We start from the raw sequence: 24834 nt of genomic DNA on the forward strand, positions 1-24834 counted from the left end.
GGGCACGACCGCGGCCTTGAGGGCAATTTTGCCTTGTAGGTAATGGAACCAGCGCGTTCGCACGGTGGCTTACACCGGTCTTTGAAGTCGGCGCTGCTGTCAGTGGCTGTTATGCATCAGTGTTTCGAAATTACCCCGGGAGGACGACTGCAATCTTGCTTTTTGTGCGCCGCAATGACATATTGTTGCAACGCGGCATGGCTCTCCGGCCATGTTGCTGCCCTCCTTGGGCGTTTCCTCCCTAGACTTGGGCCGTTCGGAGCCTTTCGAACGGCCCCTTTTTTATGGGCAACCGATACTCCTTGCGGTGATTCAGGTAAAGCCTATTCGGCTGCGGCGCGGGGGGCGGCGAGCGTCGCCGCGCATGCAATCAGAGCGCGCACCATGAGTTCCAGGTCTGCCAGCAGCTTTGCAAAGCCTGCCGTTTTCTCGAAATTCGCCTCGTCCATGTAAAGAGCGCGGTTCACCTCGATCTGGAGGGTGTGCTGGCCGGCGTGCGGGCGGCCATAATGCTCGGTGATGTAGCCGCCGGCATAGGGCTTGTTGAGCGCGACCGCATAGCCAAGCTCCTTGAGCTTCATTGAAGCCGCGCGTGTCAGCTCGTTGCTGCACGAGGTGCCGTGGCGATCCCCGAGGACAAAGTCGGGACGTCCGCCGCCCTGCTCGGCAATCGGGTTGGATGGCATGGAGTGACAGTCGACCAGAAGGCAAAAACCGAACGCCGCGCGGGTTTCCTTGAGCAGCGCCAGGAGCGCCTCATGATAGGGGGTGTAGAGCCTGTTGATGCGCTCCAGCGCCGCGCTCACCGACAGCCGTTCGCGGTAGATTTCATCAGATTCCGAGACGATGCGGGCGATAGTGCCCAGTCCTCCCACCACCCGCACGGACTGCGTGTTGGCATAATGGGGGAGGCCGTCGTGAAACAGGATCGGATCGAGCTCGTAGGGCTCACGATTGGCGTCCAGATAGGCGCGAGGAAAGTGGGCATGAAGAAACGGAGCCCCGAGCCCAGGGACAAAGGCAAACAGCTCATCGACATAGGCATCTTCGGAGCGCCGCAGCGTGAGCGGATCCAGCTTCGACGAGGCTAGAAAAGCTGGTGGATAGACGCGGCCGCTATGGGGAGAATTAAAGACGAGAGGGACCTGAAGCTGAGTTGGGCGCGCCACGGTAAAAGGCGGCGACAGCTCGCTTTCGATGATTTCGGCCTCGCTTCGGCTCATCGCCAGTCCCTGAACTTTATGTACCCGTCTGGCTGGAATCGCCTGTAAACTCTGCCAATGAGAGTTGAACCTGTCCAGGCGTGTTCTGCCTTGTGCCGGGATCAAATAGACGCAATGATTTAACCGAGCTGGTGGGGACCAGACCATTAAGCCAAAGATGTCAAGTCAATCGGTCCTTTACTAAAGTTGTGTACGCCGGAAGGCGAGAGTTTGGGGGATTGAGGGATGGAAGCCAACGACCCGCGGGCGCGCAGCGTCCAGCGTATTCTACTGGCCGAAGATGACGAAGATATGCGCCGCTTTCTCGTGAAGGCGCTCGCCAAGGCCGGCTATGATGTCGTGTCGTTCGGCAACGGGGTCGACGCCTATGAGCGGCTTCAGGAAGAGCCGTTCACGCTGCTCCTCACCGATATCGTCATGCCGGAGATGGACGGCATCGAACTCGCGCGGCGCGCGAGCGAACTGGATCCCGATCTGAAGATCATGTTCATCACCGGCTTTGCGGCGGTCGCGCTCAACCCGGACAATAACGCGCCCAAAGATGCGAAAATTCTGTCCAAGCCGTTCCATTTGCGCGACCTCGTCGATCAGGTGGAGCGCATGCTTGCGGCGTGAGACGGGGCGTCGCGCTGACGGCTTGCCTTGCCGCCGCCGATCCCGGTATACCCACCCTCCAGACGTCGGGCGGTTAGCTCAGCGGTAGAGCACTACGTTGACATCGTAGGGGTCACTGGTTCGATCCCAGTACCGCCCACCATATTTCATTCACGCCCAGCGGCGGCCGGGGTCCATCAATATTGTGATAAGCGACTGCCCCGGGCCATCAGCCTCCAAAACTCCGCTTCTGTGTTAGGATTTCGGGAGGGGACGCATTCCAATGCAGCGGAATTATATAGGGTGGGGCTTAGTCCTACTGCGTCAGGCTGTCTTAAGGCTCCCGCGTCACATGCCCGAAATGCAATTGGAATGAGACCACGATATATTTAGATGATCCTACCTCGATGAGTTCCAGCAAAGGCGGTGAAAGGTTGGGGGAAGACAGTCAACTCACTCCCGACCAAGAACGCAGCTGGCGCCTGGAGTTCAAGAAGCTTGGACGCGACGCCGTTCGCGAACATCACCAAGACTTCCGGCCATTCGCCAAGCACGACCTAGCCGTGCAATGGCTGCGGGAGCGAGAGAAGAACGCAGAGCTTCGCAAGCGTGCGACGTACTGGGGTGGTGCCGCTATGCTCATACTCACCCTGGTTGGCGTCCTGGCGGCTGTAGCCACGCGCCTGTAGGCGCAGCCTTATAAACAGTCCCTCCGTAAGACCTGCTCACGAAGCGATCCCGTTGGATGGCCTCGATAGCCCATTGTTTGGCTTCAGGCGGCGGGCAAGTGCAACAAGGGTGGCATCGTCGCTCGGAGGCAGAGGAGCAGTAACTTGGGCGTGGTCATCCTGCATTGCGTCTCGCGTCGCTGATCAAATAGCTCGAGCTGAGCTAGGATTTTCGTGCCGAGTTCGAGGTAATGGTGGGCGTATCAAAGCCACGCGGCGGCGAAGGTCTTTGTTGATCACGTTCAGCGCCACCAAATCTCGGTGTTGGGCCGTCGCGCATGTGCGCCGTCCATCGCGGTCCGCAATAAGTCGTTGGATCGCTGCCGCTCCCGCAAGAGCTACGCTCTCCACACTCTCATCCGGATTTCCGTCTGAAATCGCGTGTGCTTTGCTCGCGATAGAATTTGGCCCTCGGCCATTGCTGCAAAGCTCCTCTGTCTAAACGGGCCTCGAAGCGCAGGTTGTTCGAGCGAAAGTGCAAAATTGTGGAATTTCTCGCGCGTTTTCGTTTTTTCTTTGCCTACGATCGTCCGCTGGGAACTTCGTGCGAGCAGCGGGCAGACATCGTGCAAGAGCTATCGCTCCGGGGCATGCGCCCCCTTTGAAAGCGCCGTGGTTCGAAGTCCCTGTGTGTGGCTCATGGGGTAGCATTCCCACGGATTCCACGCCGTGGCGGCGTTGACCGGGTCCTTTATTGCGATAGGCTCGGGCCCGGTGTTGCGTCGCGCGGGGGCGGATTTTGCGCCGGTCTGGCCTAGTCGTCGTCTTGGCTCGCATCGGCTTCGTTGCCGTGTTGCTGCTGGCCGTTCTAGGCGTTGCTCTCGCGGTGCTTTATACCGCGCCATTCGAGCCCTGGCGCCGCGCCAAAGCCGAGCAGCTGCTGGGCGACGCGATCGGTCTCAACACGACGATCAACGGCCCCGTCGATCTCGGTTTCAGCCTCGATCCCACCGTCTCTCTCTCCGGCATCGTTGGCGACCGCGCTGACCTTGCGACCGACGTAAAGGCCGTCACGGCGGACCGGCTGATTTTCAACATTTCAATTCCCGCGCTGTTTGCCGGCCAGGTTCGGCTGACAGAGGTCGCCGTCGATGCGCTGAAGGTGGATATCGACGTCCCCACCGACGCTGATGCCGCCAAGGCAGGGCGCAAGGAGGATGACGGCCTCGCCCTTGACGAGTTCCTCCAGGATTTCGTGCGCTCCCGTTTCGCAGGCGATGTGACCGTTCACGGCCTCGATCTCAACTACAACAATCAGGAGAGCGGCTTTGCCTTGCGCTACGCGCTCGACGAGATCGGCGCGACGCCAGCGGCAGACGGCAAAGTAGAGATCGAAGGTTCGGGCAGCATCAACGGCGAGCCCTGGAAGATTCAAGGCGATGTCGCGCCGCCCGCAGAGGATTCCGAGCGGCGCAATTTCACGCTGACCGCGACGCAAGCCGGTCTCATCAGCACGCTCAGCGGACTCTATATTTTCGATGACGACGCCGATCGCATCGACGCGAAGCTCACTGGAAACTCTCCCGCGCTCAGCCGTCCTCTCGACGTATACGATATCAAGGGCGATCTCGATGGAAACGGGGAAATTTCCGCGCGCTTTTCCGGGGCCCTCGGCGAGATTGCGATGTCGGAGCTGGGCCTCAAGCTGAACTTCAAGAATGGCGATGGGTTGCAGCTCACCGGCGGCGTCGCCGACTTCGTCGCCGGCACCGGCTTTGATCTGGCTTTGACGGGAACGCTCGTGCCGCAGGCCCCGAAGCAGGGTCAGGAGAAGCCGCTCTACGATCTGGGCGTCACAGGGTTCACGGGCCGCATTGCCGGGTCGATCGACGGCGTACTCGTGCGCGACTTCCACGTCACGACGAGTTCGGTGAAGGCGGAGCTGCACGAGTTCGGACCGATCAGCGCGGACCGTGTCTGGAAAGATCCCGAAGGCCGTCTCGGCCTTTACGGCGTCAAAGTGCTTGCCGGCGACCCCGCTTATCCAAGCGTAAAGATGGCCGGCACCGTGAAGGATATCCTTCAGCTTCAAGGCGTTAAGCTTAAAGGCACGATCGACTTTCGCACCGCCGATTTCCTCGATCTGGCCGCGGAGGAAAACGCCGAGAAGCTCGGACATCTCAAGGGCGTCGTCGCGATCTCCGATGCCGACGGGTCGTTTGGCTTGGAGGCCTTCACCGCGGAGGTCGTGGGCAGCGCGCTGATCGCGCTGAAGGTCAGTCTCGTTCTCGACGATCTCAAGAATGCCGACGAGCTCCTTTTCAATACCCATCTCGACGTGAAAAATTTCAAGGCCTTTGCCGCCACGCTTGGGACCGACGTCGAAGATCTGGGAGCGGTCAAGTTCAACGGCAAGGTCGCCGGGAGCAATGAGCGGATCAGCGCCACGGGCACCACGCTTGTCGGTCAGACCGCCATCACGGGAACGCTGACCGGCGCGTTCGACAAGGGGCGTCCGGTGCTCGGCGGCGACATCGCGACGCCGATCCTGCATTTGTCGGACCTGACGAAGCTCGTCTCGATCCGGTCGGTCTATCTCGCCAATGTCGACGACACCGACACCGACATTTTCGACTACTCCAAAGTATGGGAGTCGCTGTTCGTCGATTTGCAGATCAAGGTCGCGAAGATCGCGGGCGGTGGCGACGGCGCCAGCAATATTCAGGGCCGCGTGACCTACGCCACCGGGATGGTCGGGCTTGATCCCCTTACAATGACGTTTCTCGGCGGCAAGGCTTCGGCCAGCGGCAAGATCGACACGACGGCCAAGGAGAAGAGCTTCGCCTTGAAGGGACGCGTCGACAATCTGCGCATCGGTTCGGTGCTGAAGGAAATGAAAGTCGACTATCCCGTCGGCGGCGCCTTGCACATGGCCTATGATCTCACCGGCTCCGGCGACAGCATGGCCAAGATCCCGAAAACGCTGGGGGGCAGTCTGTCCGTCAATCTCCGCAATGGCTGGCTCGGGACGAGCCTGCTCGACTTGGCCGGTCTCAGCCTTCCCGCTTGGCTTTTGACGAGGACCTCTCATGGCAACTCGGCGAATATTGTCTGTTTCGTCGCCCCCGTCGCCTTCACGAACGGCAAAGGCGTGACGCATGCGCTTGTCATGGAGACCAACGACGTCCAGGTGGTCGGGGTCGGTTTTATGGATTTCCGTAGCGACAGCATCGATCTCCGCTTCAAGCCCAAGGCGCTTCGCGAGCAATTCCTCAAAATCGCGCAGCCATTCGCCGTCCAGGGGTCCTTAAGCCGCCCACGGCTGCAGCTGACAGGCGCGCCTGTGGCGGGGGCCGTCACCGATGTGCTGAGCTTCCCCTTCAACCTGCTCGAAACCATTCTCCAGCCCGACGCCAAGGAGCCGGGGCGGACGCCCTGCCGCATCGTGCACTCTGCGGTCGCTCGCGGCGCCGGCAATGCGGTAAAGGGCGGGGGCCGTCCGGGCAGCCTGCTCAGACTGCCCTTCATCGGGCGCTAATTTCGTGGGTCTTAAGGCACCGAAGCAAAAATGGCTGAATTCGGTCTCTACTCTTTCAGATGCCGCGTTGACAGAAAGCACGCGGCTTTCTATGTTCCGCGCTCATTTGCGGCCGGTTTTACCGGCCATAATTTTTAAGAACGGTTGTGCCCTGCCATGAAGATCAAAAATTCGCTCCGGTCACTGCGCAAGCGCCATCGCGACAATCGCTTGGTGCGCCGGAAGGGCCGCATCTACGTCATCAACAAGACCAATCGCCGCTTCAAGGCGAGGCAGGGCTAAGACTCAGGTCTTTGGCCATGCGGGGCCGGGCTATGCTATTCTGGCGGCCCGAAGCCCTTACGCATCCTCGGTTCATGACTGAAACCAAGCGACATTGGCTTGTGCTATTCCTTGCCGCCACGGTGCTCACGGTCGGCCCCGGCATTGGGCGTGCCGCAGCCCAAGATTTGGATATTCCGAGCCTCGAATTTCCCGACCTGGACAAAGGCGGCCTCGGCGCCGACGACCTGGAAGGCGAGGATCTCGAAGGCGAGGATCTAGACGGCATGCCGCGCCTCCCGCCCGATGAGCGAGAAGGGCCGCCGCCGCGCTCCACGGAAGAGAGCAAGCAAGACCGGCTCGGTCAGCCGGCGGAGGAGCCCGCTCCCCTGACGCTTGCAGATCGCTCGAAGAGGCTCGAGCAGCTCTACGACCGGCTGGGCGCAGCCTCGGACTCAAAAGCCGCCGAGCCGTTGGTAAAGGCGATCCAGGACGCTTGGAATCACTCCGGCACCGAAACGGTCGATCTGCTCATCAGCCGCGCGGCTCAATTCGCCAAAGAAACAGATTTCGATCTCGCGATGGAAATTCTCGATGCCACCGTCGAGATTGCGCCCGAGAGCGCCGAGGCGTGGCATCAGCGCGCCGTGATCAATTTCATGCGTCAGGACTATCAGAGTGCACTCGCCGATTTGCGCCGCGCGCTCAGTCGCGACGAGCGGCATTTCGAGGCGCTCAACAATCTGGGCGTCGTGTTCGAGGCGATGGGGGAGAAGAAGGCCGCCTTGCAAGCCTATCGCAAGGCTCTGAAAGTGAATCCGTTTCTGGATACCACGCGAGACTCGGAAGAGAAGCTGTCGCGTGAGGTCGAAGGGCAGGGGATCTAGCTAGACGCGCTCGAAATCGTCGTCGCCGACAAAGGCCATGCGCAGCAAATTGGTGGCGCCAGGCGTTCCAAGCGGCACGCCCGCGGTAATGATCACGCGCTGTCCTGGGAGCGCGAAGCCCTCCTGATATGCAATGCGGCAGGCCTTGGCGACCATGTCTTCGAGATCGCGCGGGTCATCGGTGAGCACGCAATGCAAGCCCCACACGATCGCGAGTTTCCGTCCCGTCGCGGGGATGGGAGTCAAGGCAATGATGGGCTGCGGCGGCCGCTCGCGCGCGGCGCGTTGGCTGGTCGTGCCGGAGGCGGTGTAGCAGATGATCGCCGCCAGATTGAGAGTCTCGGCGACGGTTCGTGCGGCCGCGGAGATCGCATCGGCGCCGGTGGCCTCGGGAGGAATGCGTTGGGCATGGATGATGGCCTCGTAGAGCGGGTCGCGCTCCACCTCGATGGCGACGCGATCCATGGTCGCCACCGCCTCGACCGGATATTTGCCGACGGCCGATTCGGCTGACAGCATCACGGCATCGGCGCCCTCGAACACGGCGGTTGCAACATCGGACACCTCCGCGCGCGTGGGGGCCGGGGCGAGAATCATCGATTCCAGCATCTGCGTGGCGACGACAACGGGCTTGCCGGCGAGGCGCGCCGCACGAGTGATCTGCTTTTGCAAGCCGGGGACCTTTTCAACCGGCATTTCCACGCCGAGATCGCCGCGCGCCACCATGATGCCGTCGGCGAGGTCGATGATGTGGGCCAAATGGCTAAGCGCCGACGGCTTTTCGATCTTCGCCATGATGGCAGCGCGGCCGCGCGCGAGCTTGCGCGCTTTGACGATATCGTCGGCGCGCTGCACGAAAGAGAGCGCGACCCACGCCACGCCCAAATTGAGCGCATATTCGACGTCGGAGAGGTCCTTCTCGGTCATCGCCGCAAGCGGGATCACGGTGTCGGGAAGACTGATGCCTTTGCGGCTTGTAAGCATGCCGCTGGTCAGGACCTCGGCGTCGATACGAACCTCGCTTGCCTCCAGGACGCGCAGCCTGAACTTGCCGTCATCGAGGAGGAGCGTATGTCCGGGCTTCACCGCCTCGAAGATCTCCGGATGCGGAAGGTGCACGCGGCCGAGGCCGCCAACGGATTCGCGGCGCACGAAGCTCAAAATATCGCCTTCGGTGAGCCGGATCGCGCCTGAGTCGAATTTCCCGATGCGGAGTTTGGGGCCTTGCAGATCCACCAGCATCCCGATGGGGCGGCTAAACTCGGCTTCCACCTTGCGCACGATCGCGTGCACGTCGCGCAACGCGTCATGCGAGGTGTGACTCATATTGATGCGGAAGACGTCGGCGCCCGCCTCGAACAGGGCGCGGATGGTTTCTTCGTTGTTGGAGGCAGGACCGAGGGTGGCGACGATCTTGACCCGGCGATTGCGCCTCATTGACTCTTCGCTTCGCCGTCGGGATCGGTGAGGCGCACGGTCCAGTCGCGCTCCTCGCCCGTGTCCACCTCAAAAAATCCGGTGCGCTTGTAACCGCGCTTCACGCAGTCGCCGGTGTCACGGATGGTGAAAGACTTGTCGTCGGTGCACATAGAGAGGTCGCCGCCCCACTCGCCACCGCGATCATAGTCGATGGCGTGAATATAATAGAACCGGCCGATGAGCATGCCTTTGAGCAGGGTCTCGCAAGTATGCGAGGCCACGTTCCACCACCCCTCGGTGGCCCAGCCGTCCGGGTCCTTATAGCCGATAGCGATCCCCACCCGGCTCGAGGTCGTATTGCAGAGCTTGAGGTCCGCGTGTGCGGGCAAGCCCTGGCCGAGCAGAAGCAAGGAAGCGAGCAGCGCGAGCCATCCCCAACGCCAGAAAACCGGCATCGAGACCGCGGACTGGTTCAGAGTCGAAGCGGGCATCGACAGTTCAGCCTGATTGAAGGTTAACGATGTTCGAAGGATAACATCGAATTGGTTGCGGATACCTCACCGCGGGGCCGATTATAGGAGCATTCCCGCCCGTGCCAAAATATGCCTGAAACATCCTGGGTAATGCGTCGCACCCCTCGGCCAAAAAAGCACGGTATTTCCTTGCGCGGGAATTAAGGAAAGCGCAAGGCAAGACGCGAGGGGCTGCGCGTGGAGCAAAGGTTGGAAGTCATCGAAAGGGCAGGTCGTGAGGATGAGGCCTACCGTCTCATCCAGGGTGATACGGGGCTTGGTCTCATTCTCCTTTGCGACCACGCCGAGAATACCATCCCGGAAGCTTACGCCGAACTTGGCCTCGGACGCGAAGACCTGCACCGGCATATCGGCTATGATATCGGGGTCGCCGGGGTCACGGAGCGTCTGGCCGCCCTGCTGGGCGCGCCGGCGCTGCTCACGCGGTTCTCGCGGCTCCTGATCGATCCCAATCGCGGCCTGGACGACCCGACGCTCGTCATGCAGATCTCCGACGGCATCGTCGTGCCCGGGAATGCCGATCTCAGCCGGGGCGCGATCGAAAGGCGAATCGAGCGCTTCTATCTGCCCTATCACCGGGCCGTCGACCGGGCGATCGAGGCGTGTCTGGCCGCCGGCAAGGCGCCGGTGCTTCTCTCCCTGCACAGTTTCACGCAAGCTTGGAAGAGCGTGCCGAGGCCCTGGTTCGCGGCGGTGCTGTGGGACAGGGACAAGCGGCTTCCGCGTCCCTTGCTCGCGGGGCTGAATGCGCTTCTAGGTATAGTGGTCGGCGACAATGAGCCTTATTCCGGCCAGCTCAAGGGCGATACGCTCTATCAGCATGGCACGATGCGCGGACTGGCCCACGCTCTGGTCGAGATCCGCCAGGATCTGATTCTTAGTCCCGAGGGGCAGGCGGAGTGGGCCGAGCACTTGGCCGGCGTGTTGCGTGGCATTTTGAACGACCAGACGCTTGCGCCTGGTCTGCATGCGATCGTCCATCACGGCTCGGCTACGGATCAGCGGCTGGCAGAGGCTGGCGGGCCGAGCGAAGACAGAGGAGACCGCTTTATGGACGAGAGGACCCGCATTGAACTCGAGGCGGCCGCCTTCCGGCGCCTCGTCGAGCATTTGCGGAAACGCACCGACGTGCAGAACATCGATCTGATGGATCTCGCCGGCTTTTGCAGGAACTGCCTGTCGAACTGGTATCAGGAGGCGGCCGCCACCAAGGGCATCGCCCTCGACAAGGAAGCGGCGCGCGAGATCGTCTACGGCATGGCTTATGACGAATGGAAGGCGAAGTTTCAACGCGAGTCGCCCGCACCGCGTAAGAAGGCCGTGAAGGGCTGAATCTCAATGGCTTTCAGCGCGCGCTCTGGATAAGCTGGATAAACCCCGCACCCCGCTTGCAGCGCGACGACGCCTGCACCAAGCTCCCGCAGGTTTTGATTCCAACGGGGGATTCGTCAGTGCAGACATCAGCGAAAGATCAGCTTCGGACCATCGTCGCGCGCGTTGAGCGCCTCGAGGAAGAGAAGGCGGCCCTCGCTGCCGACCTGCGCGAGGTCTATGCCGAGGCCAAGGGCAATGGGTTCGACATCAAGGCGCTGAAATCCGTGATTCGCATTCGCAAGCAGGATGAGAACAAGCGGCGCGACGAGGAGGCGGTGCTGACAACCTATCTGCACGCGCTCGGCATGGCAGATCCCGCAGAGGCCGAAGCCGAGGCGGCCTAACGTTCTCAGTCTCAATCGCCGTCCGCCGATCGAGGTTGAAACGAGGAGAAAGTTAGCGCTTGCTCGCGAGCCGCGTCGGTTGCGGCGCTTCGGCATAGAGGCTCTTCACCGCTTCGCCGGAGAAGCGTTGCGCCGAGGCGAGGCCGGTATAGCCGGGGCTTACCCGCAACGTCAGCGCCGTCGGCTTATCCATATCGTCGAAAAGATAAGCGAGGCTGTGTTGCTCCGGATGCGTGAGCTCCGCGATGTCCCGATTATACGTGATCGAAGTGTCGGTCATGAGATCGGCGGTCTCGAATGGGACGTAGCTCAGCTCGTCGGGATGGTCGTCGTCGACCTCAGGCGCGCTCACCACAGCGGCATCCTCGTAGAGCGGAAAGCTCACAGCCTTGAGCTTCGGCGCCGGAGCCGTGAAGCCGCCGCCGGCACTGGCAAAGGCAAAGGGCTTGGCACCGGGTTTGGTCGGGGGCACGGCAGCGGGCTGGGGCGCCGCAGCCTGTGCCGGCGTAAATGAAGCGAGGATTGGCTTCGGCATCTCCGGGTTCGGCACCCGCACGGCCGGCATTTGCACCGTCGGTGCCGGCGACCGCTCAGGCATTGGTTGTGCGGACGCGACCATTGTCCTGTCTTTGACCATTCCCTTGGCCAAGGCGGTCTTGTAGTCGCGAAGCGTGATCGGTTTGCCGTCGGCCGGCAGATGTTTGGTGTGGCCATCGGGGAAGAGCGCGGCGAGCTCGAGCCGAGGCACGCGCGGCCAGCTGCGCACATTCCCGGTGTCGACATGAACGAACGGAATGCCGGAGGTCGGGTAATAGCCGACGCCGCCGGCCTCGCGGATGAGCGCGGAATTCCGCAACTGCTTCACCGGAATGTCCGGGAAGCTGATGTCCGCGGCCTTGCCCAGAATATGCTGACTGCGCTTGGCCTGCCCACCACGGGTCTTGCGCAGCGAATTGTTCGTGGCGGCGGTGCGATGGCCGCAAATAAGGTGGACAGGCACCTTGGACCCAAGCTCCCGATGGATCGTCCAGATCAGGTCGATCAGCTCCGGGTCCATCTTGATCTCTACGTTGCGCCGCCAGTCGCGCATGAAGGTGTTGATCTGCTTGAGGCCCGCGTCTTCGAACTTGCCATCGCGCTTATAGGTGATGTGCGCGGTCTCTTTGGTGTGAATGTTGTAGATGGAGAGGGTGCGGACTTCGCCCGACGCGTTTGCCTGATGGCTGGCCGCGGGCCAAAACAACGCGGCGGCGAGCGCCAAGCCGGCGCAAACGCTCACGCGACGTGTAACAATCCCCCGGATCAGCATCCGCCTCGCAGCCTTCCCTCGCCGGCAGTTTATCGCCAGCCTGTCCATTTCTAGCCCCCGTCAGGCTAGATGGCGTGGTCGGGCAGCTTCTCTGCCGACCTTTAACATCAGTATTCGGGAAAATAAGGGAAAAACAAGGCGGGGCCGTTAACCGTGCCCGGCTTTCAACCGGACGTGGTTAACGACGGCTTATTAGGCCTAAAGCCTCAGAGCCGCGGCCATTCTTGCGTCGTGACCGTAAAGGTCGGCGCGTGTCGCAAGGGATCCATTTACATCCACGTCGGCCGTAAAATACGTGACGTAGACGGGGATCTTCTGCTTGAGGCCAACATTCTGGTCGTAGCTGTTGGCGATCGAGGACGCGACGCGCGAAGCGGTCCACCCTTGGTCGTAGTTGAGCAAAACCTGCGCGAGCTGGTCGGGATTCTGGACGCGCATGCAGCCATGGCTCTCAGCGCGGACGGCCTTTGCGAACAGGAATTTTTGCGGCGTGTCGTGCATGTAGACGTCGTGCTTGTTGGGGAACACGAATTTCACGTAGCCGAGCACGTTGTCGGGGCCGGGTGGCTGATACATATGCAGGCTACGAACATCGATTCTGTTCCAGTCGATGGAACCCGGATCGACTTCTCTGCCGCCAACTTTGATGCGGAGATTATGGCGCTGCAGGACGGACGTGTTCCACCCGCCGCCGCCAAATAGCCAGCCGCTCTCCGCCCGCACATAGGGCTTGATCTCTTCGACCTTGATCGAGTTCGGCACGTTCCAATAGGGATTGAAGACGATCGTCTGCATCTCATTGGAGAAGATCGGGGTCTGTTTGTCGGTCTTGCCGACCACCACGCGCGAGGTGTGGATGGTTTCGCCCTCTTTGACCACGCGCAGCATGAACTCAGGCACGTTGACCATCACATAGAAGGCGCCGAGATCGTGCGGCAGCCAGCGCCAGCGCTCCATGTTGAGGAGTACGGTCCTGATCTTCGCCGGGCTTGCGGCTTCATGCCGAGCGCTGTTCGGCTGGTTCATCATGCGGCGCGTGCCGGGGCCCACCAAACCGTCGGGGCCGACACCATGTGCCGTCTGAAATTGCCGGACTGCCTGATCCACGCTGTCGTCGAAGATCGTCTCGTCAGGCTGGATGCCATCGCCGGCCTCCAGCGGCACTTCGAGGCGCTTGCGTAGCAACACAACCTGCTCGTGCTTGATGCCGAGGCGAAGCACCGGACCGTCCGGAATCTGAACGATCTCCTTTTCCTTGACGGGCTCCGTCTTGCCGCCGCGCAGTTCGATCAGCTTCTGCCGCAGCGCCTCGAATTGGGGTTGGTCGGGCTGAAAGCTCCGCAGATAGGCGGCAGCATCGGAGCGAATGGCGATCGATTCGATCACTTCGAGCGAATTGGGCAGCGCCATGCTGGGATCGAGATTCTTGCTGATGCTGGAGGGATCGATCCGGCCGCCGCGGGCGTCACGTGCATATTCGGCCACCGCGTAACTGATTTTGATCTCGGCATCGGCGAGATTGTTCACGTCGTCGGCCTTGACCGCGTCCGCAGAGGGAAGCTCGTAGTCGGACGCGCGCAAGCCATAGTCGTCGACCCGGGCAACTTCCTCCATCACGGCTTTGCCGCGCGGTGTGATACCGGTCTCGTCAACCCAGAGGAGGCGCTGCTCCGGTACAGAATAATATTCCACGAGCGCGCCTTGCGCGTTCAGCTGCTGTTCGCTCGCCTTGGTGAACTTCTGGGAGAGCCGCTCCTGAATGGCGATGCGGATCGCCTCGTTGCGGCTGATCAGGGTCTGAGGAGCGTCTGGCTCAGCGGCAAAGGCCGGGGCGCCGAGAGGCGCGGCCAGAAACAGCGTGAACGCAATACCGTAGGCAAACCTCATGAGCTCCCTCCGCCATAGCGAGGCTCGATTCGACACCGCTCCAACCCTATCCCCGTGAGCCGGCATCTGGCCATAGTACGACGCAATTTAAAGACTGCGCAGCCGCTTTTCTCCCGTGGTGTGGCTTTCTTGCCAGCCCGTCTGCCTAATTCACCCTCGCTTCGAGACCGATTTCCCGCATTTTGCGATAGAGCGTGGAGCGGCCGATCCCCAGTCTCTTGGCAATCTCCGTCATCCTGCCGCGGTAGCGGCCGAAAGCGAGGCGAATCATGTCCGCTTCAACAGCTTCGAGCGAGCGGATTTCCCCGGAATCGCACAGCGCCGGGATGCCCAAAGCCTCTTTCCCATTCGCCGAAGGGACGTGGATCGTAATCGGCGCGTTGGCCGATTCGCCGAGCATGACCGGCCCGTCGATGCGAGGGGCCTTGGGCCGGGGGGCCGGGGCCGGCGGGACCGTGACGGCATAGCCTTCGACGTGGGCGGCGATCTGCGGAAACTCGTTGACGCTGAGCAGCGGCTGGTCGGCGAGGACCACGGCGCGGAAGACGGCGTTCTCGAGCTGACGGATATTGCCGGGCCACGTGTAGCGCTGAAGCATGGCGATCGCGTCGGCGTCGATGCCCTCGATGCGTTTGCCTTCTTCGGCGGCGAAGCGGACGATAAAATTCTTCACGAGTTCGGGCACGTCCTCCAGGCGCTCACGCAAGGGCGGCACCCAGATCGGGAACACGTTGAGCCGGTAATAGAGGTCCTCGCGGAAACGGCCTTCGCGCACGAGCTCGATCAGGTTCTGGTTGGTCGCGGAGATCAAACGGAAGTCGACATGGACCGCCTGCTTAGAGCCGACGGGATCGATCTCGCCCTCCTGAAGCGCGCGCAGCAGCTTCACTTGCGCTTCAAGCGGCAGCGCGCCGATTTCATCCAGGAACAGCGTGCCGCCGTCCGCTTCGACAAATTTGCCGGTCTGTCTTTCCGACGCGCCGGTGAAGGAACCCTTCTCGTGGCCGAACAGAATGCTTTTGACCAGATTCTCGGGGATAGCGCCGCAATTCACGGTCACGAACGGCTTTCCTGCGCGAATGCTTTCGCCTTGGACGGCGCGGGCGATCAACTCCTTGCCGACGCCCGATTCACCCTCGATCAGGACGGGGATGGTGGAGGTGGCGGCGCGCTTGCCAAGCTCGATGACCCGCGCCATGGCCTCGCTGCCGACGGTCAAATCGGCAAAGCCGAGCTCGCCGTTGGCCGAGGACTTCATGCGCGTCAGCTCTCCGGCCAAGGCCTCGATCTTGAGCGCGTTCTTGATGGAGACTTCGAGCCGCTCCGGGCTGACCGGCTTGACTACGAAATCCACCGCGCCGGCGCGCATCGCCTGGATCGCGGCATCGATGCTGCCATGGGCCGTCTGTACGATGGCGGGAGGCTTTTTCGGCAGGGTGCGCATCGCGGCGAGAACCGCCATGCCGCCCGTGCCCGGCATCACCAGATCGAGGAGAAGCAGGCAGATGTCGCCCGCCGTATCGGCCTTGAGCGCGGCAAGTGCCTTGTCGCCGCTGTCGGCCGTGGAGACGGCGTAGCCGAACCGCTTGATGGTTTCTTCGAGAATACGACGTTGAGCAGGGTCGTCGTCGACGATCAGAACGCGCTTGGGCATGACGCAGCACTCGCAACTGACGCAGGGACAAAAAACTGGCGGAGCCAAGCTCAAGGCGCGCCGACATGGCGGCTTGCACATCGCTCCTGTGCCAAAATTGTGCAGTGGAAGGGTAAATATCCCCTTTATCGAAGTTCGATTTTGGTGAGGTGCGCCTTGGCGGCAGCACGGATTGCGCCTAAGACCGGGCGCTTCGGCCTTGCGGCTTGCGCGTTCGCTTCCCACACTAGACTGCGTTCCGCTGGGCGAGAAACCTCAGAAAGTGACCCATGCCGCTCCGTTCCATGACCTCGCAAATGCGTCCCGTTTTCTCGGCCGGCTCCAATAGCGCCAAGGCGAAACACCGCGACAGCGCCAAGGCGAAACACCGCGACGGCGAGGCCAAGGCCGAACTCGGGGCACTGCCGGAATGGAACCTCGCCGATCTTTACAGCGGGACGGACTCGCCCAAGCTCAAAGCCGACCTTGCGACCGGTGAGCGCGCCGCAGACGCCATGCATGAGCAATATGCGGGCAAGCTCGGCGAGATCGCCGCTACCGGAAAAGGCGGGGAAAAGCTCGCCGAGGCGGTGCGGGAGTTCGAGGCCCTAAACGACATGCTCGGTCGCATCGTGTCCTATGCGAGCCTCCTCTACGCCGCCAACACCTCGGACCCGGCGCGGCAGAAATTCTACGGCGACATCCAGGAGAAGCTCACCGCGATCAGCTCCAAGCTGCTGTTCTTTCCACTCGAGCTGAACCGCCTCGATGACGACGCGATCGAGAAGGCGATGGCGAGCTCGGAACTCGGGCACTACCGGCCGTGGCTCGAGGATCTGCGCAAGGAGAAGCCGTACCAGCTCGAGGACAAGCTCGAGCAGCTTTTTCACGAGAAGTCCGTCACATCGCGCGGGGCGTGGGACCGGCTCTTCACCGAGACCATGACGTCGCTGCGCTTCAACGTCGACGGCGAGCAGCTCAGCCTTGAGCCGACCCTCAACCTTCTGTTGGAGCAGGACGAAACCAAGCGGCGCAAAGCATCCAAGGCGCTGGCAGTCGTCTTCAAGGACAATTTGCGGCTCTTCACCCTCATCACCAACACGCTCGCGAAGGACAAGGAGATCTCCGATCGCTGGCGCGGCTTCGTCGATGTCGCGGACTCCCGGCATCTCGCCAATCGCGTGGAGAAGGAGGTCGTGGATGCGCTCGTCGCCGCCGTGCGCGAAGCCTATCCGCGCATCTCGCACCGCTATTACGCGCTGAAAGCGAAGTGGCTTGGCAAGGACAAGCTCGCGCACTGGGATCGCAACGCGCCGCTTCCCGAGGAACCCTCACGCACGATCGGATGGGACGAAGCGCAAGATATTGTCATCGGCGCCTATGGGGATTTCTCGCCGCGCATGGCCGACATCGCCGGACAGTTCTTCGCCAAGAACTGGATCGACGCCCCGGTCAGGGAAGGGAAGTCGCCGGGCGCCTTCTCGCATCCGACCGTGCCGAGCGCGCATCCCTATGTGCTCCTCAATTACCAAGGCAAGCCGCGCGATGTTATGACACTGGCGCACGAGCTCGGTCACGGGGTGCATCAGGTTCTCGCCAATGCGCAAGGGCCGCTAATGGCGCCGACGCCGCTCACGCTCGCCGAGACCGCAAGCGTGTTCGGCGAGATGCTGACCTTCCGCAAGCTGCTTGAGCAGGCGCCGAGCAAGCGTGAGCGGAAGGCGCTGCTTGCGGCCAAGGTCGAGGACATGATCAACACGGTCGTGCGCCAGACTGCGTTCTACAGTTTCGAGCGCAAGGTCCACGCCGAGCGCCGCGACGGGGAGCTCACGTCTGAGCGGCTGGGCGAGATCTGGCTGGAGGTGCAGCACGAGAGCCTTGGCCCGGCGATCGACATCAAGCCCGGCTACGAGGTCTTATGGGCGTACATTCCGCATTTCATTCACGCGCCGTTCTACGTTTATGCCTACGCGTTCGGCGATTGCCTCGTGAATTCGCTCTACGCCGTCTATGAGAAGGCGGAGCCGGGCTTTGCGGAGCGCTATCTCGACATGCTCGCGGCCGGCGGCACCAAGCATCACACGGAGCTCTTGAAGCCGTTCGGTCTCGACGCCACCGACCCGACTTTCTGGGGCCGCGGCCTGAGCGTGATCGAAGGGCTGATCGACGAGCTCGAGGACCTCGAGGCGTAACGGGCATGCAGGACGTGGTTTCGCTTTTCCCGATTTTCGTTTGGGTCGCGGCGCTGGTCTGCGCCGGCTTGGCGATTTGGCGCGCACGCCGGCCGATCACGCGCGGGGTGATCGTCGACAAGCTGCTGCGCTATCTGTTCTTCTTTCCGCTCGGCGTTCAGGGGCTTTGGGCGTTCTCCGGCCACGTCTTCGCTCCAGTCGAGGTTGCGGCGTCGATCGGATGGGCGCCGAGCCCGTTTCAAAGCGAAGTCGGCATGGCCAATCTCGGGCTCGGCCTCGCCTCGCTCTATGCCGCGTTCGGCAGCTTCGGTGCGCGCGCGGCCGCTGCCATCGCCGCCGCCTGCTTTCTCGGCGGCGCCGGTGTTGTGCACCTGCTGGAGATCGCCGAGGAGGGAAACTTCGCTCCGGGCAATGCCGGGCCGATCCTCGTGACGGACTTCCTCACGCCCATCGTTGTTCTCGCGCTTCTGCTTCTGGTGCCGCGTCGCGATGTGGAGCCGACGGCCGCGGGTGCGGCCGGGCCAACGCTTGAGGATGAGCTCGAAAATGCGCGGATGGCGATTCGTGACGAACTCCGCGGCGGGCGTCACTGAAATCCATTGATTCTACTCCGGTTTACGGTTATGTTGTACAAAATGTACAACGGCTTAGGGCGAGCGGACATGAAGATTGAAGTCAAAAAGATCGGTAATTCCACGGGATTGATTCTCCCCAAGGAACTTCTTGCCAGGCTTCAATTGAAGCAGGGCGATTTCCTCTTCGTCACGGAATCCGAGGGCGGCTTGAAGCTCGTCCCGCACGATCCGACGTTCGAATGCGGAATGGAAATAGCGCGCAAGGCGATGCGGACCTACCGCAATGCCCTGCGCGAGCTTGCAAAGTGAGCGAGCCGGTTTGGCTTTCGACCGAGCTCATCCTTGCCATCCATGACGAACAGTTGGAGCAGTTCGGCGGACCGTCGGGGCTGCGAGATCGCGGCCTTCTGGAATCCGCGCTTGCGCGCCCGCTAAACCAATATGCTTACGGCAATGAGGATATGGCGGCGCTCGCCGCGGCGTACGCCTTCGGTCTCGTGCGCAACCATCCCTTCATCGACGGCAACAAGCGCACTGGCTTGCTGGCGGTCGTTACCTTTCTGGGCCTCAACGGAATCGATTTCGTGGCCCCGGAAGCAGAGACGGCCATCACGATGCTCGCGCTTGCGTCTGGAGAGATAGACGAGGGCGAGTTGGCACACTGGATCAGGGAAAAAATTGCCGCAGCATAAGGAGAACGCTTAGCGCTTCGCGAAGATTTCCGTGCTGCCGTCTTTCTTGATCAGAATAACGTCGTAGGGCTCGACCTCGTCGCCCTTCTCCATCCCGGGCGAGCCAATCGGCATGCCGGGCACGGTCAGGCCAATGGCGTCGGGGCGCTCGGCGACGAGGCGCTTCACGTCAGCCGCCGGTACGTGGCCTTCCACGACATAGCCGTCGATCTTCGCCGTGTGGCATGAGGCGAGATCCTTGCCGATGCCGGCCTGCCGCTTAAGGTGCTGAAGCATCGCGGTGTCGGCGGCATTCACCTTCACGGCAAAGCCGTTCGCTTCCAGATGCTCAACCCATTTGATGCAACAGTCGCAGGTCGCGGATTTCCAGACCTCGATGGATGGGGCTTCGGCTGCCGCGTGGGCGGGTCCCGTCATGAATGCGACGGCGGAGAGAGTGAGGGCGGCAATGCAAGGGCGAAGGGTCATAATGAAAGTCCTTTCGCGCTATTATCGCGCGGGGCCTGCGGCCCGGGCAACTAACAATCCCGTCATCATGCGGCGTGAGCGCCCCTAGCAAATCCGGTTCCGCGCCCCACCTTGAGATCAGCCGCAAAGGATGCCCATGACGTCGGATAGTGAACGTAATCGTCTTAGCGCGCGCGTGCAGCGCTATGGACGCGTCGGCGCCAATGTCGGCGGCGTCGCGGCGCGTATCGCCGGGCGGCGGCTTTTCGGCCTCGATCCGGAGCGGGACAAGGATGCGGCGTCGCTGGCGGCGGCTCTCGGCGGTCTCAAGGGTCCGCTGATGAAAGTCGCGCAATTGCTCGCCACCATCCCCGAAGCGCTACCGGCAGAATATGCCGCCGAGCTCGGTCAGTTGCAAAGCCAGGCCCCGCCGATGGGCTGGCCTTTCGTCCGGCGGCGTATGGCGGCCGAACTCGGACCGGACTGGGAAAGCAAGTTTGCGCATTTCCAGCATGAGGCTGCCGCGTCGGCCTCGCTCGGCCAGGTGCATCGCGCGCAAAACCATGACGGCCGGCAGCTTGCCGTGAAGCTGCAATATCCGGACATGCAGTCAGCGGTGGAAGCCGATCTCTCCCAGCTCAACGTGCTTTTCTCCATCCACCGGCGCATGCGCCCGGCGATCGAAACCTCCGAGATGATGCAGGAGATTTCGGCGCGGTTGCGCGAGGAGCTCGATTACGAGCTCGAAGCGAAGCATATGAACCTTTACGGGCTGATCTTCGCCAAGGATCCGCTCATCCGCGTGCCGGAAACCGTGCCGCAGCTATCGACCAAGCGCCTGCTCTCGATGACTTGGCTCGATGGCGGGCGGCTGCTCGACTACACCGAGAGCCCGCTGGAAGAGCGCAACAGGATAGCGCGCGCCATGTTTCGCGCCTGGTGGTTCCCCTTCAGCCATTACGGCGTGATCCACGGCGATCCGCATCTCGGCAATTACACCGTCTACGAGGGCGGGGCGGCCTCCGGCATCAACCTTCTCGACTATGGTTGCATCCGCAGCTTCGCGCCGAAATTCGTGCAAGGGGTGGTCGACCTTTATCACGGGCTCCTGCGGAATGACCGTGCCCTCATCGTGCATGCCTATGAGACTTGGGGCTTCAGCGGGCTCTCCAACGAGCTGATCGATGTCCTCAATATCTGGGCGAGCTTCATCTATGGCCCGATGCTCGAGGACCGTGTGCGCACCATCGCCGAAGGCACAAGCCCGGGCAGCTATGGACGCAAGGAGGCCTTCCGCGTGCATCAGGGCCTACAGGACAAGGGCCCGGTCAAGGTGCCGCGCGAATTCGTGTTCATGGACCGCGCCGCGATCGGGCTTGGCGGCGTTTTCCTGCATCTAAATGCGGAGCTGAACTATCATCAGCTCTTCAATGAAACGATCGCCGACTTCGACCTTGGAGAGGTCGCGCGACGCCAGCATGAGGCCTTTACGGCAGCCGGCGTGCCCTTGCCGGCGCTTCCTGCCTAAGGCGGCCCTTCGATGATTGCCCCGGCGGCAGGCTTTATGGTAATTCCCGGGCACAACAAAAGACGAGAAGGGAGAGACATGCACATCGATCCGTCCGAGTGCCATCCTTCGATGGACTATAACGAGCACCAGAAGAGCTATAAGCTCTTCCTGAAGGGCACGATTTATCTTCTGGTTGGGGTTATCGCGATCATGGGCCTCCTGGCCATATTCGTCGTCTAACGCTTCCATCCACCTAGCCCGGCGGTACGAACCGCCATTAATGCGACAGCAGACTATGCGGCCGATGCGCCGCGTAGCCACGGAGCCTCGATGTTCGCGATAGGCGTTCCCGCCGAAGGAGACGACGAGCCGCGGATCGGGCTGACGCCCGAGACAGTCAAGAAGCTCGTCAATCACGGCGCCAAGGTCAGCGTGCGTTCCGGGGCAGGTATGCGCTCGCATTTCTCCGATGCCGACTACGAGGCCGCGGGTGCCAAGATCGCAAAGACGGATGCCGAGGCGGTCGCCGATGCCGATGTAGTCTTCACCGTCAGGCGGCCTTCGGCCGCTCTCGTGAAGTCCATGAAGAAAGGTGCGGCGCTGATCGGCATGGTCGATCCATTTTCCGATGCGGACGCGCTGAATGGCCTGGCCAAAGCTGGCATTGCGCTGTTCGCCATGGAACTGATGCCGCGCATCACGCGCGCGCAGAGCATGGACGTGCTCTCGTCGCAATCCAATCTCGCCGGCTACAAGGCCGTGCTCGACGCCGCCGCCGCGTTCGATCGCGCGCTGCCGATGATGATGACCGCGGCGGGCACGGTGCCGGCAGCGCGGGTATTCGTCATGGGCGCCGGCGTTGCGGGCTTGCAGGCCATCGCCACCGCGCGCCGTCTCGGCGCCATTGTCACGGCGACCGATGTGCGTCCCGCCGCGAAGGAGCAGGTTGAGTCGCTCGGCGCCAAGTTCATCGCGGTGGAGGACGAGGAATTCAAGCAGGCGGAGACGTCCGGCGGTTATGCCAAGGAGATGTCGGATACCTACAAGAAGAAGCAGGCGGATCTCGTCGCCGAGCACGTCAAGAACCAGGACATCGTCATCACGACCGCCCTTATTTCCGGGCGTCCGGCGCCAAAGCTGATCAGCAAGGCGATGATCGAAAGTATGCGTCCAGGCTCCATCGTCGTGGATATGGCGGCGGAGCGCGGCGGCAATACCGAGATGACGAAGCCCGGCGCAATCGCCGAGCACAAGGGCGTCCGCATCATGGGCGAGCTCAACCTCGCGGGGTCTGTGCCGGTCAACGCGTCGAGCCTCTACGCCCGCAATCTGCTCGCCTTCCTCGATCCGATGATCGACAAGGAGAAGAAGGCGCTCACCATCAACTGGGACGACGATCTCGTCAAAGGCACACTGGTCGCGCGGGACGGCAGCATCGTGAACGCGATGATCGCCGAGCGCCTCGGCGCAAGCGCCGGTGCTGCGAAGCCGGCAAAGGCCGCGGCAAAGCCAGGGGTCAAGCCGGCACCGAACGGCGGGAAAGACGCGACGAAAACAAACGGCGCGAAAAAGCGCATTCCAAAGGGGGAAGGCAAATGACGCGGCGAAATGTTTGCCTCGTGCTCGCCATCATGGGCCTTGCCCTGCTGGCGGAGTGGATCTTCCCCGGGACGGCTTTTGCGCAGGACGCCGGCGCGCATGACGGCAGCGCGCAAGAGTTCGTATTCCGCTTCTCGATTTTCGTGCTGGCGATCTTCGTCGGCTATTACGTGGTGTGGGCGGTGACGCCCGCTTTGCATACGCCGTTGATGTCGGTGACCAATGCCATCTCGTCGGTGATCGTGGTCGGAGCATTGCTCGCCGTCGCGGTGGAGACGGCCGATGTCACGACCTCCGGCGGCTGGATCGCCAAGGTCCTCGGCTTCCTCGCCCTCATCATGGCGAGCGTCAATATTTTCGGCGGCTTCCTCGTCACCCAGCGCATGCTTGCCATGTATAAGCGCAAGGATCGCGCGAAATGACGGGCGAACTCGCCGCGCTGCTATATCTCGTTTCCGGCGTCCTCTTCATCCTCGCGCTGCGCGGCCTGTCGTCGCCCGAGACCTCGCGCCAGGGCAATTATCTCGGCATGGCCGGCATGGCCATCGCCATCGTCACCACGCTTGCGGTGGCGTTACCGGAGACCCCGTTGACCTGGGCCATGGTGGTCGGCGGTCTCGGTATCGGGGGCGGCATCGGCGCGGTGGTCGCGCGCCGTATTCCCATGACGGCGATGCCCGAGCTTGTCGCGGCGTTCCATTCGCTTGTCGGCATGGCGGCCGTCCTCGTCGCCGCCGCGGCGTTCTACGCGCCAGAGGCCTTCGGCATCGGCACGCCGGGTGCGATCCATACCGCGAGCCTGGTCGAGATGTCGCTAGGTGTCGCCATCGGCGCCATCACGTTCACCGGCTCCATCATCGCCTTTCTCAAACTGTCCGGGCGCATGTCGGGCAAGCCGATCATGTTGCCGGGCCGGCATGTCATCAACATCCTGCTCGCGGTCGCGCTTGTCGTTTGCGTGATGATGTTCTGCCGCGAGCAGACCGAGATGTATTTCTGGGCCATCGCCGGCCTGTCGCTCCTGCTCGGTATTCTCATCATCGTGCCCATCGGCGGCGCCGACATGCCGGTCGTCGTGTCGATGCTCAATTCCTATTCGGGATGGGCCGCGGCCGGTATCGGCTTCACGCTTGGCAACAGCGCCCTCATCATCACCGGCGCGCTGGTGGGCTCCTCGGGCGCGATCCTGTCCTACATCATGTGCACGGGCATGAACCGCTCTTTCATCAGCGTCATCCTCGGCGGCTTCGGCGGCGAGGTGGCGGGGCCGTCAGGAGACGGCGAGCAGAAGCCAGTGAAGCTCGGCTCGGCCGAGGACGCGGCCTTCCTCATGAAGAATGCGGGCAGGGTGATCATCGTGCCGGGCTACGGCATGGCGGTGGCGCAGGCACAGCATGCGCTGCGCGAGATGGCCGATGGCCTGAAAAAGGCGGGCGTGGAAGTGAAGTATGCCATCCATCCCGTGGCCGGGCGCATGCCTGGGCACATGAACGTACTCTTGGCCGAGGCCAATGTGCCTTATGACGAGGTCTTCGAACTCGAGCACATCAACAGCGAGTTTCCGCAGACCGATGTGGTCTATGTGATCGGCGCGAACGACGTGACCAATCCCGCCGCCGAGGACGACCCCTCGTCGCCGATCTACGGCATGCCGGTGCTCCAGGTGTGGAAGGCCGGGACCGTGCTCTTCAACAAGCGTTCGCTGGCGTCGGGCTATGCCGGCATCGATAATCCGCTCTTCTATCGCGACAACACCATGATGGTGCTGGGCGACGCCAAGAAGATGACGGAAGCGATCGTGAAGGGCCTCTAGCTCCCCCTGGCAAGTTGCCGCAGCGGCCGCCCGGCAGGGGTCCTCCCCGACCGGGTAGGGACGGGCGCGTCTTCAAACTGATATTAAAGAAAATAAGGTAATCTGCGGGTCTATTGCCGCTTTATGGGCCTTTTCGTCGCTATTTTTGAGAGTGAATTGAGGGGTGCGGCATGGGGATTGCGTCCCATATAGGGGTAATTGGGGAGAGCCCGCCACATCATGCGCACATTTTGGCTGTTGATGGCCCGGCCCGAAGATACCTCGGCCCTGCAGCCGATCCCACCGAGGCGACGGGCAATTCCCACAGGCTTGGTGTGCGGGAGCAAAGCCGAGACG

General features: G+C 62.1%; 22 protein-coding genes and 1 tRNA gene. 16 read left to right on the top strand and 7 right to left on the bottom strand.

The genetic code is table 11. The features are described 5' to 3' along the window. Positions 1-323: 323 nt before the first annotated feature. Positions 324-1223 (bottom strand): N-formylglutamate amidohydrolase, encoded by a 900-nt coding sequence (locus ACR2J1_RS05680; RefSeq protein WP_434018368.1) that lies wholly within the window; start codon positions 1221-1223, stop codon positions 324-326. A gap of 225 nt (positions 1224-1448) precedes the next feature. Here ACR2J1_RS05680 and cpdR point away from each other — a divergent pair, with 225 nt between their 5' ends. The 5 genes from cpdR to ACR2J1_RS05705 all read left to right on the top strand — a co-directional run bounded on the left by cpdR (position 1449) and on the right by ACR2J1_RS05705 (position 7171). Further along, on the top strand, positions 1449-1838 hold the full coding sequence (gene cpdR / locus ACR2J1_RS05685; protein ID WP_434018369.1) for a cell cycle two-component system response regulator CpdR: 390 nt from the start codon (positions 1449-1451) through the stop codon (positions 1836-1838). 67 nt (positions 1839-1905) lie between these two features. Continuing rightward, positions 1906-1980, top strand: a tRNA-Val gene (locus tag ACR2J1_RS05690). A 1331-nt stretch (positions 1981-3311) separates the two neighbouring features. Beyond that, positions 3312-6023: an AsmA family protein gene (locus tag ACR2J1_RS05695; RefSeq protein ID WP_434018370.1), complete on the top strand. Its 2712-nt coding sequence runs from the start codon at positions 3312-3314 to the stop codon at positions 6021-6023. Positions 6024-6179: 156 nt separating this feature from the next. Next, positions 6180-6305 carry a type B 50S ribosomal protein L36 gene (gene ykgO, locus ACR2J1_RS05700; protein ID WP_434018371.1) on the top strand — a complete coding sequence of 42 codons (126 nt, stop codon included), beginning with the start codon at positions 6180-6182 and terminating at the stop codon, positions 6303-6305. Positions 6306-6379: 74 nt separating this feature from the next. Next, a complete protein-coding gene (locus ACR2J1_RS05705) occupies positions 6380-7171 on the top strand; it encodes a tetratricopeptide repeat protein (protein WP_434018372.1) in 792 nt (263 codons plus the stop codon). On the opposite strand, the gene pyk is transcribed toward ACR2J1_RS05705, so the two are convergent. Together pyk and ACR2J1_RS05715 are read right to left on the bottom strand one after the other, a co-directional pair. Continuing rightward, positions 7172-8608 carry a pyruvate kinase gene (gene pyk / locus ACR2J1_RS05710; protein ID WP_434018373.1) on the bottom strand — a complete coding sequence of 479 codons (1437 nt, stop codon included), beginning with the start codon at positions 8606-8608 and terminating at the stop codon, positions 7172-7174. Continuing rightward, positions 8605-9081 (bottom strand): DUF1036 domain-containing protein, encoded by a 477-nt coding sequence (locus ACR2J1_RS05715; protein WP_434018374.1) that lies wholly within the window; start codon positions 9079-9081, stop codon positions 8605-8607. Before ACR2J1_RS05715 ends, pyk begins: the two co-directional genes overlap by 4 nt. A gap of 219 nt (positions 9082-9300) precedes the next feature. On the opposite strand from ACR2J1_RS05715, the gene ACR2J1_RS05720 reads away from it, so the two are divergent. After that, the gene (locus tag ACR2J1_RS05720) at positions 9301-10455 is read left to right on the top strand and encodes a DUF1244 domain-containing protein (protein ID WP_434018375.1); all 1155 of its coding nucleotides are present in this window, start codon (positions 9301-9303) and stop codon (positions 10453-10455) included. A gap of 119 nt (positions 10456-10574) precedes the next feature. Beyond that, the gene (locus ACR2J1_RS05725) at positions 10575-10841 is read left to right on the top strand and encodes a DUF2312 domain-containing protein (RefSeq protein WP_434018376.1); all 267 of its coding nucleotides are present in this window, start codon (positions 10575-10577) and stop codon (positions 10839-10841) included. Positions 10842-10893: 52 nt separating this feature from the next. Here the strand turns inward: ACR2J1_RS05725 and ACR2J1_RS05730 are convergent, their stop codons facing one another. The 3 genes from ACR2J1_RS05730 to ACR2J1_RS05740 all read right to left on the bottom strand — a co-directional run bounded on the left by ACR2J1_RS05730 (position 10894) and on the right by ACR2J1_RS05740 (position 15691). Then, positions 10894-12120, bottom strand: coding sequence for a DUF882 domain-containing protein (locus ACR2J1_RS05730; RefSeq protein ID WP_434018377.1), 1227 nt, complete (start codon positions 12118-12120; stop codon positions 10894-10896). Between the two features lie 228 nt (positions 12121-12348). Next, the gene (locus ACR2J1_RS05735; RefSeq protein ID WP_434018378.1) at positions 12349-14037 is read right to left on the bottom strand and encodes a L,D-transpeptidase family protein; all 1689 of its coding nucleotides are present in this window, start codon (positions 14035-14037) and stop codon (positions 12349-12351) included. A 145-nt stretch (positions 14038-14182) separates the two neighbouring features. Beyond that, a complete protein-coding gene (locus tag ACR2J1_RS05740; RefSeq protein ID WP_434018379.1) occupies positions 14183-15691 on the bottom strand; it encodes a sigma-54-dependent transcriptional regulator in 1509 nt (502 codons plus the stop codon). A 269-nt stretch (positions 15692-15960) separates the two neighbouring features. On the opposite strand from ACR2J1_RS05740, the gene ACR2J1_RS05745 reads away from it, so the two are divergent. From ACR2J1_RS05745 to ACR2J1_RS05760, 4 genes are all read left to right on the top strand, one after another. After that, the gene (locus ACR2J1_RS05745; RefSeq protein WP_434018380.1) at positions 15961-17862 is read left to right on the top strand and encodes a M3 family oligoendopeptidase; all 1902 of its coding nucleotides are present in this window, start codon (positions 15961-15963) and stop codon (positions 17860-17862) included. 5 nt (positions 17863-17867) lie between these two features. Beyond that, positions 17868-18455 carry a DUF6790 family protein gene (locus ACR2J1_RS05750; protein WP_434018381.1) on the top strand — a complete coding sequence of 196 codons (588 nt, stop codon included), beginning with the start codon at positions 17868-17870 and terminating at the stop codon, positions 18453-18455. A gap of 69 nt (positions 18456-18524) precedes the next feature. Continuing rightward, the gene (locus ACR2J1_RS05755; RefSeq protein WP_434018382.1) at positions 18525-18746 is read left to right on the top strand and encodes an AbrB/MazE/SpoVT family DNA-binding domain-containing protein; all 222 of its coding nucleotides are present in this window, start codon (positions 18525-18527) and stop codon (positions 18744-18746) included. After that, on the top strand, positions 18743-19129 hold the full coding sequence (locus ACR2J1_RS05760) for a type II toxin-antitoxin system death-on-curing family toxin (protein WP_434018383.1): 387 nt from the start codon (positions 18743-18745) through the stop codon (positions 19127-19129). The genes ACR2J1_RS05755 and ACR2J1_RS05760 overlap by 4 nt, the downstream gene beginning before the upstream one ends. A 9-nt stretch (positions 19130-19138) precedes the next feature. On the opposite strand, the gene ACR2J1_RS05765 is transcribed toward ACR2J1_RS05760, so the two are convergent. Then, entirely contained in the window at positions 19139-19597 is a 459-nt protein-coding gene (locus ACR2J1_RS05765; RefSeq protein ID WP_434018384.1) for a DUF411 domain-containing protein, read from the bottom strand. 130 nt (positions 19598-19727) lie between these two features. On the opposite strand from ACR2J1_RS05765, the gene ACR2J1_RS05770 reads away from it, so the two are divergent. The 5 genes from ACR2J1_RS05770 (at position 19728) to ACR2J1_RS05790 (ending at position 24498) form a co-directional block, all read left to right on the top strand. Continuing rightward, positions 19728-21104: an ABC1 kinase family protein gene (locus ACR2J1_RS05770; RefSeq protein WP_434018385.1), complete on the top strand. Its 1377-nt coding sequence runs from the start codon at positions 19728-19730 to the stop codon at positions 21102-21104. A 78-nt stretch (positions 21105-21182) separates the two neighbouring features. Further along, entirely contained in the window at positions 21183-21326 is a 144-nt protein-coding gene (locus tag ACR2J1_RS05775) for an aa3-type cytochrome c oxidase subunit IV (protein WP_434018386.1), read from the top strand. 90 nt (positions 21327-21416) lie between these two features. Next, positions 21417-22685, top strand: coding sequence for a Re/Si-specific NAD(P)(+) transhydrogenase subunit alpha (locus ACR2J1_RS05780; protein ID WP_434018387.1), 1269 nt, complete (start codon positions 21417-21419; stop codon positions 22683-22685). After that, on the top strand, positions 22682-23107 hold the full coding sequence (locus tag ACR2J1_RS05785) for a proton-translocating transhydrogenase family protein (RefSeq protein WP_434018388.1): 426 nt from the start codon (positions 22682-22684) through the stop codon (positions 23105-23107). The genes ACR2J1_RS05780 and ACR2J1_RS05785 overlap by 4 nt, the downstream gene beginning before the upstream one ends. Next, complete coding sequence (locus ACR2J1_RS05790) at positions 23104-24498, top strand: NAD(P)(+) transhydrogenase (Re/Si-specific) subunit beta (RefSeq protein WP_434018389.1); 1395 nt, start codon at positions 23104-23106, stop codon at positions 24496-24498. Before ACR2J1_RS05785 ends, ACR2J1_RS05790 begins: the two co-directional genes overlap by 4 nt. Positions 24499-24834 lie beyond the last annotated feature (336 nt).

Source organism: Methyloceanibacter sp. (genome assembly GCF_050999895.1).
GTDB lineage: Bacteria > Pseudomonadota > Alphaproteobacteria > Rhizobiales > Methyloligellaceae > Methyloceanibacter.